This window comes from Paenibacillus sp. LRG-1 (assembly GCF_057220305.1).
This window is the reverse complement of the sequence record NZ_CM170126.1, coordinates 1,455,437-1,472,509: the sequence shown is the minus strand read 5'-3', so window position 1 is coordinate 1,472,509 and position 17,073 is coordinate 1,455,437. Positions and strand designations below refer to the sequence as shown.

The window sequence follows — 17,073 nt, the reverse complement described above, 5'->3', positions numbered from 1 at the left end:
TATAACTAAATCTATGACAAGCGTTTATCCTCAGGCTGAGGTTGAACTTCTGAAGACGTCGTTTGTGATGCTTTGACCACACTATCTTTGCTGTCTTTACGCTCAGTCCGTTCATCTTCTGATAAAATATCGCGTGCCCCGTTTTTAAACTCACGGAATGTACGCCCTACAGCTCGACCCAGCTCAGGCAGCTTGTTCGGACCAAATAACAGCAGCGCCAGAATAATCAACAAAATATAACCCGGTGCTCCAATATTGGGCATGTGTAGTAATCCTCCTTATGTTGACGGACAAAATAAGAATCTTTGCCCGTATACGGCCTTATAAATTCTTATAGGTATCATACCACACACGATGTGCTGCCTTCTACCGGAACTGGCCTGTCACCATAAGCAACGCTTCTGGAAGTTGGTCCATTATCGCTGCCAAATTTTCATGCACACCTTTGGGTGTTCCTGGCAAATTGACGATCAGTGTACGTCCGCGTATTCCCACGATTCCACGGAATAGCATAGCCGCTGGATTTTTCTGCATCACGATCATTCTCATGGCTTCCGCCATGCCTGGCACTTCCCGTTCCACTACCCGCCTAGTCGCCTCGGGTGTCACATCACGGATCGCCAGCTCAGTTCCGCCCGTAGTTAGTACCAGGTCTGCATGAAAATAATCGGTCATTTCGATTAAAGCTGCAATAATTTCATCCGGTTCATCGGGAACGATCCGGTATTCCACAATCTCTCCGCCCAGTTCTTCTTCGATGAGTTCCCGGATGACCTGTGCGCTTGTATCCTCACGCTCTCCCCTTGCCCCTTTATCACTGGCTGTTAGGATCGCCGTTTTCCACACCATAAGATCACCCTTCTCCTATCATGAAAGAATACTTTCTCTTCTGAAAATCAGAAACAGCCACGCTGCATCCTCCATCACATCACAGTACCCTCTCGGCGACAATGTTGTCTATGTCAAGGTTCCCGGTGGTCCTCCCTTTGAAAATCCCCATGCTTGCCACCTGTTTTGGATTGCAGCATGGTAGGGCCGATGATCATATCTTTTTGCAGCGCCTTGCACATATCATACACGGTTAACGCTGCGGCTGAAGCCGCTGTCAAAGCTTCCATTTCTACACCTGTTTTACCTTCGGTCTTCACTTCAACTTCAATATGAAGCACATCATGTCCATTATCGGAAAAAGTAATGTTCACGCCTGTCAGGGCCAGTGGATGACACATCGGTATCCAGTCTGACGTTTTTTTCGCACCTTGAATCCCTGCGACCTGGGCCACAGCAAGAACATCACCCTTGCCGATTCTTCCTTCTTTTACAGCCGTCAATGTAGCCGGATTCATCGTAATCTGAGTCACGGCAACTGCTGTACGAATCGTAGACGTTTTACCCGAAATATCTACCATCCGAGCCCGTCCCTGTTCGTTAAAATGAGTAAAGGAATCCACGACTCCCTCACAGCTCCTTTCACATACCCAACTTTACTTCATTCATCATTTGTCAATTTTGCATAATCACAATCTAAGCGTCCATCCAGAGTAAACAGCACGTCCACTCGCAAATCACTTGGCTCCATGGGCACCTGTGTCAGCAATTGTCCCGGCAGCAGCAGCGAGACATAAAGCGGACCTACGTGGCTGTTGTTACGCTTCTCTGCCTCTACCTGTACGGTAAAGCGGTCATAATAGCCTCCGCCGTAACCAATCCTGCCCCCACGACGATCAAAGGCCAAGCCAGGCACAACAACCCAGTCAATTCCCGCCCACATTTCAGGCGACCATTCCTTGCATGTCAAAGCAGGCTCAGGGATGTTCCAGATACCGGGTACAATATCTCCGTACTGATCCATCTCCCTCAGCTCCATAGTCCGGGTTACCGGATCCACTCTTGGGGCCAGGACACGATCTCCCTGTGACCAGCAATGCTCAATGAGGGGAGCCGTCGAAATCTCGCTGCCAAAAGAGAGATAACTAAATAATGTTAGCTTATCTCCGTTTCTGTCTATTCTAAGCTGCTCCCATGCCTCGATTGCATGCCGACAGGCCACAGCCGATGCCTTCTGCCTTGTCAGCGGGTCCATGGAGTCACGCGCTTCCCGTTGCTGCAAACGCAGCGCGTTCTTCACATTACAGACATCCATCACATCCGCCCTCCCGCACAATCGTCGATAATCTTTAAAACGTTACTATTGTCCCATTTGTCAGTAAGTGCTGTACGTTGCAAGTTTTTTTCATTCTTTTTCACTTCTCGTTTAAGTTTATCATTGTTTATACAAATTGACTACACGCGGCTCAAGGGTTTACAGGGTGAAAGCAGTGCAATAGTGGGTAATTTCATGTAAACTGGAAGGAAGGTACCTGCGAAGAAAGCAGGTAGAACTGTGCAAAATGTAATGGAGGAACGATACGCTATGCTATTGCAAGTAACCGGAATTACTAAATCCTATGGAATTGAGCCCGTTCTGGACGGGATTAACCTTCAAATATTGGAACGTGAACGTATTGGACTCGTAGGTGTGAACGGTGCAGGCAAATCGACCCTGCTCAAAATCATTGCTGGTGAAATATCCTATGACAGTGGACAAATTTTCAAGGCGAAGGAGACCAGCATCGGTTATCTGGCGCAAAACAGCGGCTTGAATTCTGATCGTTCTATCTGGGGGGAAATGATGCTGGTGTTCACTCCCCTGATTGAAGCGGAACGGGAACTGCGGCAAATGGAACAGGACATCGCTGACCTGGCCAATGCTCAAAACGAAAAACGCTACGCAGATCTGCTGGAACGCTATGCACGTCGTTCAGACTGGTTCAAGGATCACGGTGGTTATGAAATGGAGACCCGTATTCGCAGCGTGCTGCACGGCATGGGCTTTGGTTCATTTGCACCTGAGACGCCTGTAGCTACTCTGAGCGGAGGACAGAAAACCCGGCTTGCGCTAGCACGCATCCTACTGCTCGCCCCAGATGTCCTTATGCTCGATGAGCCTACCAACTATCTGGATATTCAAACACTGACCTGGTTGGAGGACTATTTGCGCGGCTACTCCGGTTCTCTGCTGGTTGTATCACATGACCGTTATTTTCTGGACCGACTGGTAACGACGATTATTGAAATCGAACGCCATCGTTCTACCCGATATACAGGCAACTACAGCCGCTACATGGAGTTGAAGGCTGCCGAGTACGAAACGAACCTGAAACATTACGAAAAGCAGCAAGGAGAAATTGCCCGTTTAGAAGCATTCGTACAACGTAATATCGTACGGGCTTCCACGACCAAACGCGCTCAAAGTCGGCGCAAGCAGTTAGATAAAATGGAGCGTATGGATCGGCCCATGGGAGACTTGAAAAAGGCTCATTTTTCCTTTGAAACAGCCCATATGTCAGGTAAGGAAGTGCTGGAGGTACGTGACCTCTCTGTGGGGTATGAAGGTAAAAAGCCTTTATTCCAGCACGCATCGTTCGACTTAAAACGTGGAGATACCGTGGCACTGATTGGTCCGAACGGGATCGGAAAATCGACGTTGCTCAAATGTCTGACCGGATCACTTAAACCTGTTGCTGGCTCCATCCACTGGGGCACAAAAATCAAAATCGGCCTGTATGACCAGGAGCAGACGAACCTGAACCCCGCCAATACCGTACTGGAGGAGTTGTGGAGCGAATACCCTCATATGGAAGAAGCACGTATTCGTACAGTGCTGGGTAATTTCCTGTTTAGCGGTGACGATGTACTGAAAAAAGTAGCTGCATTAAGCGGAGGGGAAAAAGCCCGCGTTTCTCTGGCCAAGCTCATGCTGCGCGAAGCCAACGTATTAATTCTAGATGAGCCTACCAACCATCTGGATTTGTTTAGCAAGGAAGTGCTGGAAGCAGCTTTGATGGACTATGACGGTACACTGTTGTTCATTTCCCATGACCGTTATTTCCTGAACAAAATGGCGGAACGTGTCATCGAGCTGCATCCTGAAGGGATAGAACATTTCCTGGGGAATTATGATGACTATGTAGCCAAAAAGCAGGAGTTAGAGGAAATTGCGCTGGAAGCTCTGGAGGCAAATCAGGCCACACGCGGCAAAACATCGGCTGCCTCTGCATCCGTGACAGACGAGACCACGTCCAAATCACGCGCCGCCACCTATGCGGCGGACAAACAAGCCAAAAGCGAGGAACGCAGCCGTCAACGCAAGCTGGAGGCATTGGAAAACCAGATTAAAACGCTGGAAGAACAAATTTTAGGGCTGGAGGAACAAATGACCCTGCCTGAGATTTATCAGGATTACACAGCGCTTCAGAATATTCAGGCACAACTCGACACCCATAAACAGGAATTGACTGAAACCTATACCGCTTGGGAAGAGCTGTTAGAAGAATAAACACTACTGCATAAAATCTTAGCCTTAAAAAATTCACATTTTCCTCTTTTGTATTTTTGTACACAAGATTATCCACAGCTTATGTGTATGAATGAGATTGAAAAATGGCCTTTTGGGCCATTTTTTTATTGATAAAAAGCCGTTTTCAAATGAAAACCAAATTTATCCACCCTTTTATCCACATTATCCACAGATTTCACAAGAACTAAAGGTGTTACATATCCCCCAACTTGCTATCTCCAAAAAGTCTTATCCTGCTTGCTTCGGGCTCGGTTATCCACATTCGAAGCGGTATATGTGGATAACTTTGTTCACAACTTGACAAATCACATCATTATTCGGGCAGTATCAAAATTCCAGATTTTTTTGAGGAATCATGAAAAATCGTGAACAATTGTGACGAATAATGTGAGGGAATGAGATACTGCCATTCATTTGCTCAAACTCCTGTATTTTATCCTCTTGAATTTATATTTTTATGATAGTTATGGAGCAGGACAAAAAAGACACGACTCAACTGTGCCGTGTCTTGCTCATTCTTCTTCAATTAAGTTTGGACAGACCATTCTTCCAGAGACAGTCCTGGATCAGCCTTCATATCCAATGAGGTAAATTCCCCGCGCTTCCATTTGGCGTAGGCCGCAGCACCGATCATCGCTGCATTATCTGTGCAATATTTCATCGATGGTACAAGCAGCTCAATTCCTTCGCGCTCACAGCGCTCCCGCAATGCTGTACGCAGTCCGCGATTAGCAGCCACACCGCCACAAAGCAGGAGCTGCTTCGCACCGTATTCACGCATGGCACGAATCGCCTTTTCCACCAGCACCTCGACGACCGACTCTTGAAAGCCTCTTGCGATCGCTCCGACATGAACAGTTTCTCCGCGCATTTTCGTCTGGTTAATTACATTCAGCACTGCAGATTTCAAACCGCTAAAGCTAAAATCATAAGAATCCGGCTCCAACCATGCACGCGGCAAAGTAACCACTTCCTCCGATTCATGAGCCACACGATCCACATGCGGACCGCCGGGATACGGAAATCCAATGGCTCTCGCTACTTTGTCGTAGGCTTCTCCAACCGCATCATCCCTTGTACGACCAATGAGTTGAAAATGACCTTCGGACTCCATCAGCACCAGCTCTGTATGTCCTCCTGACACAACGAGAGCAATGCACGGATATACGATATCATGCTCCAGCTGATTGGCATAAATATGTCCCGCGATATGATGCGTCCCAATTAACGGCTTGCCAAACGCCAAGGCAGCGCTCTTAGCGGCGACAATACCAACCAGCAATGCACCAACCAGTCCTGGTCCTTGTGTCACGGCAACCGCCGAAATCTCGCGTGGGGTAATTCCTGATGTTTGCATGGCCTCGTCCAGCATGTAGGTGATGCTCTCCACATGCTTGCGTGAAGCCACCTCTGGCACAACACCACCAAAGGCTTTGTGTGTTTCAATCTGACTGGAAATCAGATTCGAGAGCACCTCTGTGCCATTTTTCACGACAGAAACAGCCGTTTCATCACAACTCGTTTCCACTGCCAGTATATAGCAAGGCTCGCCAGAGGCGGAGCCTGTACCTGCTTTTTCCTCTTGCATCATTGCTTCTGCACGCTTCCTTCCTGTTCACCGGATGCCCCATGCGCGGGAAGATCCGCCCACATGATCACAGCATCCTCGTTATTATCCGAATAATAGCCTTTGCGCACACCTGCGGGCTTAAAGCCTTTTTTCTCATACAAGCCTTGAGCGATCCGGTTCGTTACCCGCACCTCCAGCGTCATACGTTCCATCCCTAAATAAGAGGCGGTCTGCATCAGCTCATCCAATAGCTTGTCTCCAAGCTTACGTCCGCGATAAGCCTCACGAATCGCAATATTCGTAATATGGGCCTCATCCATAATCGTCCACATGCCTGCGTAACCAATGGCTTGTCCGTCTAGTTCCATAATCATATATTTAGCGAAATGATTCATCGTCAGCTCATTGCGGAATGCTTCCTCTGTCCACGGTAGCGTGAACGCTTCATGCTCAATCTCCAGCACATCGGGAATATCATTCAGTTGCATCAAGCGAAACTCAAGTTTCTCTTCCCGCTGTATGTTCTTTGCCATGTTGTTCACCGCTCTCTTCAGCGCTGGCGAAGCAGATTGGCTTCCGCCTCCGCCAGCTGGGTATAATTAGGAACCAGCGTATGTAACTCGTCATGTTCTTGACGAAGCAGCTTATCCGCCCCAAGGCGGCCAACCCATCTTCCTTCCAGCTCATAAGGTACGATACGAAGCTCGCTCCAAGCACGCAGGCGCTCGGCTGTTTCGGCGTGAACCGCCGTTTCACCGACTAGCCAAATGACTGGAGGACGCTCTTCATAGGGCAAAGCCTCCAGCCGTTGCAGCAGGTCATCGGTCCAAGCAGTCATCAACCGGATTGCATCTGGCTCCAGCCGTTGCGGACTCTCGACGTCGTCAACTGTACTCACGTCGAACAGCCCCGTGTAAACCTGACCACGGCGCGCATCCAGCACGGGCACAATCCAGTCTGCTGCCTGCGCTCCGGACGAACCGTTATTCACAGACTCATTTTTATCTTCTTGTCCCTTCATCTCGATGCCGCGATTCCAACCACCCCACGCCAAAGCATGCAAAGTGGATATGGACGTCACCGGGATACCCCAGGCCCAAGCGAGTGTTTTGGCTGCGGTCACCGCAATCCGGATACCGGTATAAGACCCCGGTCCAACACCAACTGCAATACCATCTACATCATCTCGTGTCAGCCCTTCTTCATTCAGCAGTCGTTCCAGCTCGGTAATCACATGCACGGAATGATTACGTTCGCCATAGACGTTGCTTTCTCCCAGCAATTCTCTTCCGTTCATCAGAGCGGCCGCCATCACGGTCGTCGCTGTATCTAACGTCAAAAACCGCTCACGCGGCTTTACATTCACATCTGTATGCTCTCTTTGCATGGTTCAAACTCCATTCTCCCGCAAACTGCGGCACCATTGTTCATAAGGCTCGCCGTACCCGGTCAGGTGAATCAAGCGCTCCCCGACATCCGTTGTTTCTATATACATGTGAAGCCGCTGCTCCGGCAATATATCCGGTATAATACTACCCCATTCCACCAGACATACTCCTGTCCCGTAAAAATATTCGTCCAGCCCGAGATCCTCTGCCTCGTCCTGGGAAATCCGGTACACATCCATATGATACAAAGGCAATCGGCCCTCGTACTCCTTAATGAGGGTAAAGGTTGGACTATTTACGATACCCGGCACACCTAAATGGCTGGCAAAAGCCTTGGAAAAAGCAGTTTTGCCCGCTCCCAGATCTCCATCCAGCACAATCACCGTTCCGGGGACCGCTTTGGCTGCCAAAAAACCTGCCAATGCCCCGGTCTGTGCCTCTGAGACAGAACGGAACATAAACTGCTCCTGCGAAATTGTCATATATTTTAATCACCTTTCGTCCGAATCGGACCGTTCCAACTTGTTCTTTATTATATAGTTCACCTTATGTCGCCGCAAGGCATGAAGACATGCTATTGTAAGTTAGATGATACACACAGGGAGGGATTGAAACGATGGGGCAAACCGTTTTACTCATGATTGATGTTCAGCAGGCTATGTTCATGTATGCTGAGAAGCTGTATCGTGAACAGGAAGTTGTAGCGCATTTGCAGCAGCTTTTGGACAAAGCCAGAGCTACAGGTACACCGGTGATTTTTGTACAGCATACCGATGAAGCGGATGAGGATTTCCGGGAAAACAGTGTAGGCTGGGCCATCGCCGATGTGGTGCGTCCTCTTCCTCATGAACGAATTGTTCGTAAATCATCCTGGGACAGCTTCTATCAAACCGAATTGGGCCATGTGCTGAAGGAACTGGGAGCCGATCAACTCGTAATCGCGGGGATGCAGACCGAGTTTTGCCTCGACACGACTTGCCGAAGCGCCTATAGTCTGGGATACCATAACAACGTGCTCGTATTAGATGCGCATAGTACATTTGATAGCAAGGTGCTGAGCAGTGAACAAATTGTAGCTCATCATAATGGGATGCTTGGCAATCGTTTTGTGCGTTTACTCGCGACGGAAGATGTACATTTTTCGTGAGTTGTTGAAGTTTTATGTTCTAAGCCGATTGCTTTCAAGCAAGTCGGCTTCTTTTTTAGTTCATGTGAAAAACCGCCCTTTCGAGTGACACCTTTAACGAGAAGCAAGCTGGCACAATAGGACGAAGATCATGAATATTGAAAGGCAAAGCCGTCTTCAGAAAATTCTGGAGGCTTTTTTTATTTCCCAGCGATGAGTTAGATGATATTTGCGAAGAAAACTTTTTCACGTATGGATTGAAATTTTCATTTTTAACATAAAATTCAATTTATGATCATGATTTTCAGAAAAATTAAGAAATTAACAGAAAACATTAGAATGGCCTAATTTTTGTGGAGTATATGGCCCTATAAACATCTGTACATAGAAATGTGTAAATATTTGGACATTGAGCAAAATCTGCATTAGAACTATGATGAAACTGGTTTTAATTTCCAATGAGAGAAGGCGATCGAACCGTCACACTCACTGTCTTAGGCACCATGATATGCCCGCATGCAAATGTATCTTGCGTCGCTGCGTCTCGTAGGTTAAAAACGGAAATTACGAATTGAAGTGCAATCATGGATGTATTGTGTCTTGAACACAGCGAAAGGAATGTGAGTTTTTAATGAAAAAAGTAGCTTTAGTAAGCCCGTTGAGAACAGCGGTCGGCTCTTTTAACAAAACCCTTGCGCCTCTAAGCGCTTCCGAACTGGGAGCAACTGTGATGACAGCATGCCTTCAGCAAAGTAAATTAGAGCCTTCTTTGATTGATCAGATTTATTTGGGAAATGTTCTTCAGGCGGGCAATGGACAAAATCCTGCCAGACAGGCGGCATTAAAAGCCGGTATTCCTATTGATGTACCCGAAACAACGATAAACACGGTTTGCGGTTCAGGACTTCATGCCGTTGCTTTAGCTTACAATTCAATCTTGGCTGAACAAGGCAACGTCGTCTTGGCCGGAGGCATGGAGAGCATGTCGAATGCCCCTTACCTGCTAAGGAATGCAAGAAACGGCTACAAACTTGGCAACGGTGAGTTGGTAGACTCCCTAGTGGCCGACGGCCTTACGTGCCCGATCAACCATTACCATATGGGAATTACCGCAGAAAATGTTGCCGAGAAATATGGAATTTCAAGACTTGAACAGGACGAATTTGCCTATCAAAGCCAGCTAAAAGCCGTAGAAGCAAAAAACAAAAAGCTTTTTGAAGAGCAAATTGTTCCGGTCATGATCAAAACCAAAAAAGAAACTATTTCTTTCACAGAGGACGAACACATAAGAGGAAATACAACGCAAGAAAAACTTTCTCAATTAAAACCTGCGTTTAAGGAGAACGGGACGGTTACCGCCGGAAATGCTTCAGGAATCAATGATGGCGCGGCCGCCGTGCTTGTAGTATCGGAAGACAAATGCAAGGAACATGCATTAAAGCCATTGGCATATATCAAAGGTTATTCACTTGTTGGCGTTGACCCTGCATATATGGGAATGGGGCCAGTGAAAGCCATTTCGACACTTCTTAAGCAGCAAGGTATATCCATCGATGCCATTGATCTTTTTGAAATTAATGAAGCATTTGCCTCACAAGCATTAGCGGTAGTGAAAGAGCTAGGGGTCAGTCTGGACAAAGTGAATGTCAATGGCGGCGCAATCGCGATCGGGCATCCTGTCGGTGCCAGCGGTGCTAGGATATTGACTACGTTGGTTCACGAAATGGTGCGAAGATCTTCACGCTACGGTATCGCCTCGTTATGCATCGGAACAGGAATGGGAATAGCGATGCTAGTTGAAAATGCGCTCATTTAAAGTGCGTGTTCAGGATGACTTTTAGAACTATCTCTTAAAAGGAAGGGAGATCGCTATGAATCAAAAAGATGTACTTTCACTCCAATCTATGCCTGCGGCTAGCGGCAGCTACGGGCGCCCACCATACCGCTTCATCAACCGGGAATTTTTTATCATTACCTACGAGACTGATCCCGCTGCGATAAGACAGGCGGTCCCAGAACCTCTTGAGCCGGATGGAAGCAATACGGTCTCCTATGAATGGATCAAGATGCCCGATTCTTCCGGTTTAGGATGCTATGAGGAAAGTGGTATTGTCATTCCGTGTACTTTTCATGGAGAACCCTGCAATTTTGTTGCCCAAATGTATTTGGATAACGCGCCTGCTATTCTGGGGGGACGTGAAGTCTGGGGATTTCCAAAAAAATGGGCAAAGCCTCGCTTGATCGTTGAGGAGACGGAGACGCTGACGGGTACATTGCATTATAACAACGTCCTGGTGGCCACGGGAACTATGCCTTTCAAATATAACATTCTTGATGAAAAGGAAACGGCAAAAGCTATCGCAAAAACGCAAGTTAATTTAAAGTTAATTCCTGATGTTGACGGTACCCCCAAAATCGCTCAGTTAGTAGCGTATAATCTTGAGAACATTACTGTAAAAGGAGCCTGGTCAGGGCCTGCCAGGTTAAGCCTGATCCCCCATGTCAACGCTCCTGTGGCAGATTTGCCGGTTAAATCTTATATTGGCGGGAAACATTTTATTGCTGATTTAACGCTTCCATATGGAAGAGTCCTCTACGATTATCTTCAATAAAGTTTGCTTTCCTAAAAAATATATATAAGGAGAAGGAACCATGAATAACAAAGTAATCTCCGCTGAAGAAGCAGTTAAGAAGGTCAAAGACGGAGACACGGTGATGATCGGAGGTTTTCTGGCAGGGGGCTTTCCGGAGGAGCTGGTTCGTGCGCTTGTCGACACCAATCCCGCCAGCAATCTTACGATTGTTTCCAATGACACAGGCACACCGGAATTATCTATCTATAAGCTTGTAAAAAGTGGCAGAGTAAAGCGAATTTTTGCATCCTATATCGGCTCCAATCCGGAAACGGGAAGGCTCCTGATGACGAAAGAAGCTGAGGTCCAACTCTTCCCGCAAGGCACGCTCGCTGAAAAAATACGCGCAGGAGGAGCCGGTTTGGGCGGGGTTTTAACACCTGTAGGTGTAGGCACCGTTGTAGAGGAAGGAAAAAAGAAAATAGAAATTGATGAAAGGGAATATTTGCTCGAACTCCCGCTCAAAGCGGATGTGGCGCTAATCAGAGCCCATAAGGCTGATGAAGCAGGTAATCTTGTCATCAACGGCTCTTCACGTAACTTCAATATGGTTATGGCTACAGCGGCAGAGTATGTAGTTGCTCAGGTAGACGAATACGTAAAGACGGGTGAAATTGACCCCAATCATGTCAACGTTCCCGGAATATTTGTCGACGCAATTGTAAAGGTGGGTGAAAACGCATGAATAACAGAGAATTCATTGCTCGAAGAATAGCCCAGGAATTCAAAAGTGGTGAAGTTGTCAACCTTGGTGTCGGATTGCCTACAATGGTAGTGGACTATATCCCCGATGACATTCATATTATGCTGCAGGCTGAGAACGGAATCCTCGGTGTAGGCCCCAAAGCGGCTCAGGGAAAAGAAAGGCTCGATTGTATCGATTCAGGCGGAAACTACGTTACAACCATGGAAGGAGCATGCTTTTTTGACAGTACACTTTCATTTTCCATCATCCGCGGAGGGCATGTGGATATCACCGTGCTGGGCGCCCTGGAGGTCGACGAGAAAGGCAACCTTGCAAGCTGGATGATCCCTGGGAAAAAGGTGCCAGGTATGGGAGGAGCCATGGATTTGGTAGTTGGAGCCAAGAGAGTGATTGTAGCCATGGAGCATGTGAACAAAAATGGGGCGCCGAAAATACTGGAACAATGCAAGCTGCCCTTGACTGCTGTAAATGTTGTAAAGACCATAGTAACCGAAAAGGCTGTCATCGATGTTATTCCGGGTAAAGGGCTGATGCTGAAAGAAATTGCTCCGGGTTTGACGGTGGAAGACGTTCAATTAGCAACAGAGGCTAAACTGATAGTTTCACCACATTTGAGGGCCATAGCAGTTTAAAGTTCATAGAAAGGAACCAGCTGCACCTTCAAATTAACTTGTCTGGCATTTAACTCGTCCCTACGACTGCATTTATTATTACAAATAAGGTTCGCTAATTGCTCATTGAGCAATTGCGAGCCTTTTTTTGTTGGAGTGGGACCTTTCAAGTAGCATTCTGCGATGAAAGCCTACAGCTGTGCAAGATCTTTCTAAAGCTATACCCCATACTATGGGGAAAATCTGGTTTGGTGCCCCTCTTCTATTGTTCTTCCAGACGATCCACACGGACGGTTTGGGTATTGCCGGGTCTGCTACCTATCTGTACCGTTGCCATACCGTTTGCTTGGTCTACATGCTCAATCCAGATCGGTTTACCATCCAATTGTACGGCAATATTTTCGGATGAATCATAAATAGCTTTTGCTCGTTCCACGTTCATGTTATTCTTCCCCTCCTGTTTGTTGTTGTGTGCATTCATTCAGAAATATAGTTCACCTAGTCTTCATCTATAATCCGTTCAACGTCTAATGAAGGGATGCTATGAGAAGGCGAAGTTGAAACTACAGCCTCCAAATCCACATGAGCCACAGCTACGGGAAAAGGCGGACGGATTCCATGTGAAAGAGCAAACTCGGGCGGCAATGCATCCTGTTCGCCTCCAGCCGGGCCCCGAAAGGCGATTTGGCTTTGACCCACACGATGCCTGATTTGCTGAGGATAGGATTTTCCGGACATAAATTGTGTACCCCCTTTTGAATCGGATATGCCTTACTATGCACCAAACTTGCTGTAACCATGCGCACGCGGAAGCAATTCGCAGTCTTCATTCACAACTCATACAAATCCTTTGTACGAAACATAAAAATGATTTACTCACAGCCAAGGCGTTGGAATCGAAGGATGCAGATGCGGATAGCTCATCACTATGCGATGCTCGGTAATCGTTTAGTGCGTTTGCTTGCGACGACGGATGTACATTTTTCGTGAATTTAAACATAAAACAGCCCCAGCTTCTCACGAAGACCGGGGCTATCTATGATTCCATCCCATAAATGAGGTGCGTATTATTTTTATGCTTTAGCTGCCCAAATTTCAATTTCAATTTTTATTTCAGGCAATCCTAGAGCAGTAAGGTAGCCGATAGTCATTGCAGGATAATCATTCCCGAATAACTTTTCCCATTGGGAATACATGTAATCCCAATCTATCTGCTCAGTTGCCCATACATTTACTTTTATAATATTGTCAGCGGTTAATTGTTCGGCGTCCAAAACTGATTTAATGTTATTAAAAGTATTGCTGATTTGTAGGTTAAAGCTTTCTGGGAATTGGCCATTCTGATCTACTCCAACTTGACCCGAAGTCACGAATAGCTCTGAATTTCTTGGAACTTTAGTTATATGTGTGTAATTCCCTACTGGTTTCGGCATACCTGCCGGATTTTTTCTAGTTATTTTTTCATTTTTCATTTAATCGACCTCGTCATTTTTAAATTTTTCTACCGTTTCTTCTAACCATTTTTAGGCAGACTCCACCAATAAAAATGATTTTAGAAAAAAACAGCAGTAGAGTATCCATATCCAAAAGATATAAAGTTTAATGATCTTTTCTTCATGACATGAACACTCCTTTCTTTAAAATGTCAAAATCGTTGTTTATCCCTTATCTTAATATAACTAATGTAACTTAACAACTTCATATCATTGTGTTATGCGATGTAGTCATACCTCAGAATGCAGATTAGTTGGCTCGCTCTTTTCTTTACACCTCATACATTCCTTTCTCCGAAGCATACTAAGTGAAAAATCTAAGTGAAAAATGGATATGCTCACAGCCGAGCGTTGGAATCGAAGGATACAAAATGCGGATTAAAGAAAAGGAGGAGCGGCGTAATGCATACAGTCTGGAAAGGTGCGATCAGCTTTGGGCTGGTTCATGTGCCCGTTAAAATGTTTTCTGCGACTGAGGATAAGGACATTTCCATGCGTTATATTCACAAGGAGTGTGGAAGCCCACTTAGCTATGTACGAAAGTGTCCCGTTTGTGACAAGGAGGTCGAATGGGAGGAAATTGGAAAAGGATACGAATATGAAAAAGGAAAATTTGTCATGTTCGACAAGGAGGAACTGGAGCAAGTTAGCGGACAAGCGGATAAAAATATTGTTATTTTAGATTTTGTGGATTTGCAGGAAATTGATCCGATTTACTTTCAGAAAACGTATTATCTGTCCCCGGATCAAGCTGGCTCCAATGCGTATAAGCTGCTCATGAATGCGATGAAGGATACCGGGAAAATCGGGATTGCCCAAATCTCCATCCGCTCTAAAAGCAGCCTGGCGGCTATTCGGGTGTTGGATGAATGTTTGGCGGTGGAGACGATGTTTTACCCCGATGAAATTCGCCCCATTGCTCAAGTGCCTAACTTACCGGGGCAGGAGGAGGTTAAAGAGAAGGAGCTGACCATGGCAAAAATGCTAATTGAGCAGCTATCTACACCTTTTGATGCAGCAAAGTATACGGATCAGTACCGCGAGCGTCTGCTGGATCTCATTCAACATAAAGTGGCTGGTGAAGAGGTGCGAATCGCCCCAACACAGCCTCAGACCAATGTAGTAGATTTAATGGCCGCCCTTCAGGCCAGCATCGAGGCAGTGCAACCTGTCGTTACCGATCCCGGCCCTGCTGCGAAAAAACGCCCTGCGCGTAAACCAGCGGCCCCAACAGCACAGCAGGCTGTTGCAGGCGAGAACATCTCTCCGACTCCAGTCAAAAAGAAAAGAAGCACTGCCAAACGTAAAGAAACTTAAGCTGAGTTACAGAAAAGTCTGGTTAAGGGGTGGCGGTGACACTGCTTTGATACGATAGTAGCTGACTGAACGCCCCCCGCTCCTCTTGTTCCAGTTGGTGGTAGTTCCCCTGCTGTATGACCTCGCCTTGATCCAGTACGACAATTTGATCCGCATGTCTGATGGTTGACAGGCGGTGAGCAATGACGATCAACGTCATTTGACCTTTCATCCGTTCCAGTGCTGCCTGAATTGCGGCTTCATGCTCACCATCCAGCGCACTTGTCGCTTCATCTAGTATAAGTACCGAAGGATGATGCAAGACAGCCCGTGCTAATACTAGCCGTTGACGTTCTCCTCCAGACAGACGAATCCCGCGATCTCCAATTACTGTGTCCAGCCCTTCGGGCAATCTGGATACAAAGTTGTCTGCGGCGGCAAAATGTAACGCCTCCCATAGCTGCTGCTCACTAGCATCCTTATCTGCCAGCATCAAATTTTCGCGGACAGTCGCGTGAAATAAAAATGGGTCTTGTGACACGTAGCCAAACGACTGCCGCCACTGGAGCAACAATTCGTCGTCCAGAACAAGCCCGTCTATTGTAATCTGCCCCCCAGTTGGACGTAAAAAACCCATCAGGACATCGACCATTGTACTTTTACCTGCTCCCGATTTCCCTACAATGGCTGTCATTCCCCGAGCGGGTATGAACAAGTTAATTTGACGCAGCGCAGACTCTGCTGCACCATCGTAGCGATAATCCAGATGGCTGCATTCGATCCCATGACGAAGGGACAGGGGTTGCCGTACAGATGCAGATACAATCAATGACGGATCTGTGAAAGCTTCGCACTCCTGTTGCACCTTGGTGACACTCTCAAAAGCGGAGATCATAGACATGATGTATTCCAGACTCGCTTGAATAAGAGCAAATCGGGGCCATAAGCGTGAAAATATAAGAATCAGCACAATCAGTTTTTCAGGAGTAACATGCAGCCACTGCAGCGATGTAAATATGACACAAGCGACAAAAACAGCTGCCGCTGTACGATGAAAAAACTGTGTGGTCGCATTTTGCCGGACAAATTGGGTCGTATTATCCTCCATGCGTTGTGTCAGGGAGCGAAACCAATGGATATTCGCCGCTTCCAACAGATTGCTTTTAATATCTTTCATGCCGTTCATGTGATCCGTAATCCCAGCAAAATAAACCTGCGACAGCTCGGTGGTACGATCACCTAATTGTTTGGCATTTCGAATGGAGCGGCGGAACACGACAAACAGCCCCAATCCACTCAGAAATACCAGCCCGGTTAAAGAGGGGGATAACCAAAAAGCCAACGCAATCTGGATCATCGTAAACATGACAGCAGTAGTCAGTTGAAGAAGCAAATTCGTTCCCTGACTGACACGCGCCAGCTCGGTCGTCATCACATGGCTAAAATCAGATTTACGCTGACGCAAATAAAATGCCCACTGCGCCTTCATAAAGGAAGTGTACACGTCTATTCGCAAAGAGCGCATAAAACGCTGCTGAATCCGCGAATTCAGGATGGATTGGTAACGCTGAAGCAAAGCCTGCCCTGTAAGCAGCACTATAAAAACCATCAACATCCCCGGCAACAGCCAGCTTTTAGGAATGAACGGCAAAAAATGTTCCAATCCACCAGACAGAAATGGCATCCCTGAATGACCAACAAATACGCCGATAGCCGCCAGCATAGGAACAAGCATATAAATGCCAAAACCCTCCAGCAGGCTGACAATGATCATACATCCAATATTGAGAAATAACGCACCGCCGTTCACGCTATACAGCTTTGTCATATATAATCGCAGGTGAACCATAA

Annotated in this window: 19 protein-coding genes; 7 read left to right on the top strand and 12 right to left on the bottom strand. The window is 46.8% G+C overall.

From position 1 onward, the window contains the following. Positions 1-11: 11 nt before the first annotated feature. The 4 genes from ACUUJN_RS06390 to ACUUJN_RS06375 all read right to left on the bottom strand — a co-directional run bounded on the left by ACUUJN_RS06390 (position 12) and on the right by ACUUJN_RS06375 (position 2,143). A complete protein-coding gene (locus ACUUJN_RS06390; RefSeq protein WP_013309213.1) occupies positions 12-263 on the bottom strand; it encodes a twin-arginine translocase TatA/TatE family subunit in 252 nt (83 codons plus the stop codon). Positions 264-366: 103 nt separating this feature from the next. After that, entirely contained in the window at positions 367-849 is a 483-nt protein-coding gene (locus ACUUJN_RS06385; RefSeq protein ID WP_013309212.1) for a MogA/MoaB family molybdenum cofactor biosynthesis protein, read from the bottom strand. A gap of 113 nt (positions 850-962) precedes the next feature. Further along, positions 963-1,451 carry a cyclic pyranopterin monophosphate synthase MoaC gene (moaC, locus tag ACUUJN_RS06380; protein ID WP_013309211.1) on the bottom strand — a complete coding sequence of 163 codons (489 nt, stop codon included), beginning with the start codon at positions 1,449-1,451 and terminating at the stop codon, positions 963-965. A gap of 38 nt (positions 1,452-1,489) precedes the next feature. Then, positions 1,490-2,143 (bottom strand): 5-formyltetrahydrofolate cyclo-ligase, encoded by a 654-nt coding sequence (locus ACUUJN_RS06375; RefSeq protein ID WP_339202283.1) that lies wholly within the window; start codon positions 2,141-2,143, stop codon positions 1,490-1,492. Between the two features lie 270 nt (positions 2,144-2,413). Here ACUUJN_RS06375 and ACUUJN_RS06370 point away from each other — a divergent pair, with 270 nt between their 5' ends. Further along, positions 2,414-4,378, top strand: coding sequence for an ABC-F family ATP-binding cassette domain-containing protein (locus tag ACUUJN_RS06370; RefSeq protein WP_254348189.1), 1,965 nt, complete (start codon positions 2,414-2,416; stop codon positions 4,376-4,378). Between the two features lie 547 nt (positions 4,379-4,925). On the opposite strand, the gene tsaD is transcribed toward ACUUJN_RS06370, so the two are convergent. From tsaD to tsaE, 4 genes are read right to left on the bottom strand one after another with little or no spacing between them, the layout of a single operon-like run. Next, entirely contained in the window at positions 4,926-5,990 is a 1,065-nt protein-coding gene (tsaD, locus tag ACUUJN_RS06365; RefSeq protein ID WP_075153902.1) for a tRNA (adenosine(37)-N6)-threonylcarbamoyltransferase complex transferase subunit TsaD, read from the bottom strand. Continuing rightward, positions 5,987-6,502, bottom strand: a complete 516-nt coding sequence (gene rimI, locus ACUUJN_RS06360; RefSeq protein WP_071639897.1) for a ribosomal protein S18-alanine N-acetyltransferase — start codon at positions 6,500-6,502, stop codon at positions 5,987-5,989. Before rimI ends, tsaD begins: the two co-directional genes overlap by 4 nt. A 17-nt stretch (positions 6,503-6,519) precedes the next feature. After that, positions 6,520-7,356, bottom strand: coding sequence for a tRNA (adenosine(37)-N6)-threonylcarbamoyltransferase complex dimerization subunit type 1 TsaB (gene tsaB / locus ACUUJN_RS06355; RefSeq protein WP_075153901.1), 837 nt, complete (start codon positions 7,354-7,356; stop codon positions 6,520-6,522). 3 nt (positions 7,357-7,359) lie between these two features. Further along, a complete protein-coding gene (gene tsaE / locus ACUUJN_RS06350) occupies positions 7,360-7,839 on the bottom strand; it encodes a tRNA (adenosine(37)-N6)-threonylcarbamoyltransferase complex ATPase subunit type 1 TsaE (protein WP_053324873.1) in 480 nt (159 codons plus the stop codon). 134 nt (positions 7,840-7,973) lie between these two features. Here tsaE and ACUUJN_RS06345 point away from each other — a divergent pair, with 134 nt between their 5' ends. The 5 genes from ACUUJN_RS06345 (at position 7,974) to ACUUJN_RS06325 (ending at position 12,454) form a co-directional block, all read left to right on the top strand. After that, positions 7,974-8,504, top strand: coding sequence for a cysteine hydrolase family protein (locus ACUUJN_RS06345; RefSeq protein WP_484669412.1), 531 nt, complete (start codon positions 7,974-7,976; stop codon positions 8,502-8,504). A gap of 610 nt (positions 8,505-9,114) precedes the next feature. Next, entirely contained in the window at positions 9,115-10,299 is a 1,185-nt protein-coding gene (locus ACUUJN_RS06340; RefSeq protein WP_160789052.1) for an acetyl-CoA C-acetyltransferase, read from the top strand. Between the two features lie 55 nt (positions 10,300-10,354). Continuing rightward, a complete protein-coding gene (locus ACUUJN_RS06335; RefSeq protein WP_341162028.1) occupies positions 10,355-11,095 on the top strand; it encodes an acetoacetate decarboxylase in 741 nt (246 codons plus the stop codon). A gap of 40 nt (positions 11,096-11,135) precedes the next feature. Next, complete coding sequence (locus tag ACUUJN_RS06330; RefSeq protein WP_484669411.1) at positions 11,136-11,801, top strand: CoA transferase subunit A; 666 nt, start codon at positions 11,136-11,138, stop codon at positions 11,799-11,801. Continuing rightward, the gene (locus tag ACUUJN_RS06325; RefSeq protein ID WP_342419676.1) at positions 11,798-12,454 is read left to right on the top strand and encodes a 3-oxoacid CoA-transferase subunit B; all 657 of its coding nucleotides are present in this window, start codon (positions 11,798-11,800) and stop codon (positions 12,452-12,454) included. Before ACUUJN_RS06330 ends, ACUUJN_RS06325 begins: the two co-directional genes overlap by 4 nt. A gap of 241 nt (positions 12,455-12,695) precedes the next feature. On the opposite strand, the gene ACUUJN_RS06320 is transcribed toward ACUUJN_RS06325, so the two are convergent. The 3 genes from ACUUJN_RS06320 to ACUUJN_RS06310 form a co-directional block, all read right to left on the bottom strand. Beyond that, positions 12,696-12,875 (bottom strand): H-type small acid-soluble spore protein, encoded by a 180-nt coding sequence (locus ACUUJN_RS06320; protein ID WP_023987462.1) that lies wholly within the window; start codon positions 12,873-12,875, stop codon positions 12,696-12,698. A gap of 56 nt (positions 12,876-12,931) precedes the next feature. Then, complete coding sequence (locus tag ACUUJN_RS06315; protein WP_023987461.1) at positions 12,932-13,171, bottom strand: hypothetical protein; 240 nt, start codon at positions 13,169-13,171, stop codon at positions 12,932-12,934. Between the two features lie 335 nt (positions 13,172-13,506). Then, positions 13,507-13,905, bottom strand: coding sequence for a RidA family protein (locus ACUUJN_RS06310; RefSeq protein ID WP_023987460.1), 399 nt, complete (start codon positions 13,903-13,905; stop codon positions 13,507-13,509). Between the two features lie 423 nt (positions 13,906-14,328). Between ACUUJN_RS06310 and ku the strand changes: the two genes are divergently transcribed. Beyond that, positions 14,329-15,243: a non-homologous end joining protein Ku gene (gene ku / locus ACUUJN_RS06305; protein ID WP_013309197.1), complete on the top strand. Its 915-nt coding sequence runs from the start codon at positions 14,329-14,331 to the stop codon at positions 15,241-15,243. A 22-nt stretch (positions 15,244-15,265) separates the two neighbouring features. On the opposite strand, the gene ACUUJN_RS06300 is transcribed toward ku, so the two are convergent. Beyond that, positions 15,266-17,071 (bottom strand): ABC transporter ATP-binding protein, encoded by a 1,806-nt coding sequence (locus ACUUJN_RS06300; protein ID WP_071559030.1) that lies wholly within the window; start codon positions 17,069-17,071, stop codon positions 15,266-15,268. Positions 17,072-17,073 lie beyond the last annotated feature (2 nt).

Coding starts and splice junctions, on each gene's coding strand:
- ACUUJN_RS06325 (WP_342419676.1), top strand. CDS start 11,798: ATGAATAACAGAGAATTCATTGCTCGAAGAATAGCCCAGGAATTCAAA.
- ku (WP_013309197.1), top strand. CDS start 14,329: ATGCATACAGTCTGGAAAGGTGCGATCAGCTTTGGGCTGGTTCATGTG.
- ACUUJN_RS06335 (WP_341162028.1), top strand. CDS start 10,355: ATGAATCAAAAAGATGTACTTTCACTCCAATCTATGCCTGCGGCTAGC.
- ACUUJN_RS06340 (WP_160789052.1), top strand. CDS start 9,115: ATGAAAAAAGTAGCTTTAGTAAGCCCGTTGAGAACAGCGGTCGGCTCT.
- tsaD (WP_075153902.1), bottom strand. CDS start 5,990: ATGATGCAAGAGGAAAAAGCAGGTACAGGCTCCGCCTCTGGCGAGCCT.
- ACUUJN_RS06330 (WP_484669411.1), top strand. CDS start 11,136: ATGAATAACAAAGTAATCTCCGCTGAAGAAGCAGTTAAGAAGGTCAAA.
- ACUUJN_RS06345 (WP_484669412.1), top strand. CDS start 7,974: ATGGGGCAAACCGTTTTACTCATGATTGATGTTCAGCAGGCTATGTTC.
- ACUUJN_RS06310 (WP_023987460.1), bottom strand. CDS start 13,905: ATGAAAAATGAAAAAATAACTAGAAAAAATCCGGCAGGTATGCCGAAA.
- ACUUJN_RS06370 (WP_254348189.1), top strand. CDS start 2,414: ATGCTATTGCAAGTAACCGGAATTACTAAATCCTATGGAATTGAGCCC.
- ACUUJN_RS06320 (WP_023987462.1), bottom strand. CDS start 12,875: ATGAACGTGGAACGAGCAAAAGCTATTTATGATTCATCCGAAAATATT.
- ACUUJN_RS06375 (WP_339202283.1), bottom strand. CDS start 2,143: ATGGATGTCTGTAATGTGAAGAACGCGCTGCGTTTGCAGCAACGGGAA.
- ACUUJN_RS06315 (WP_023987461.1), bottom strand. CDS start 13,171: ATGTCCGGAAAATCCTATCCTCAGCAAATCAGGCATCGTGTGGGTCAA.
- rimI (WP_071639897.1), bottom strand. CDS start 6,502: ATGGCAAAGAACATACAGCGGGAAGAGAAACTTGAGTTTCGCTTGATG.
- ACUUJN_RS06385 (WP_013309212.1), bottom strand. CDS start 849: ATGGTGTGGAAAACGGCGATCCTAACAGCCAGTGATAAAGGGGCAAGG.
- ACUUJN_RS06300 (WP_071559030.1), bottom strand. CDS start 17,071: ATGGTTCACCTGCGATTATATATGACAAAGCTGTATAGCGTGAACGGC.
- tsaB (WP_075153901.1), bottom strand. CDS start 7,356: ATGCAAAGAGAGCATACAGATGTGAATGTAAAGCCGCGTGAGCGGTTT.
- ACUUJN_RS06390 (WP_013309213.1), bottom strand. CDS start 263: ATGCCCAATATTGGAGCACCGGGTTATATTTTGTTGATTATTCTGGCG.
- tsaE (WP_053324873.1), bottom strand. CDS start 7,839: ATGACAATTTCGCAGGAGCAGTTTATGTTCCGTTCTGTCTCAGAGGCA.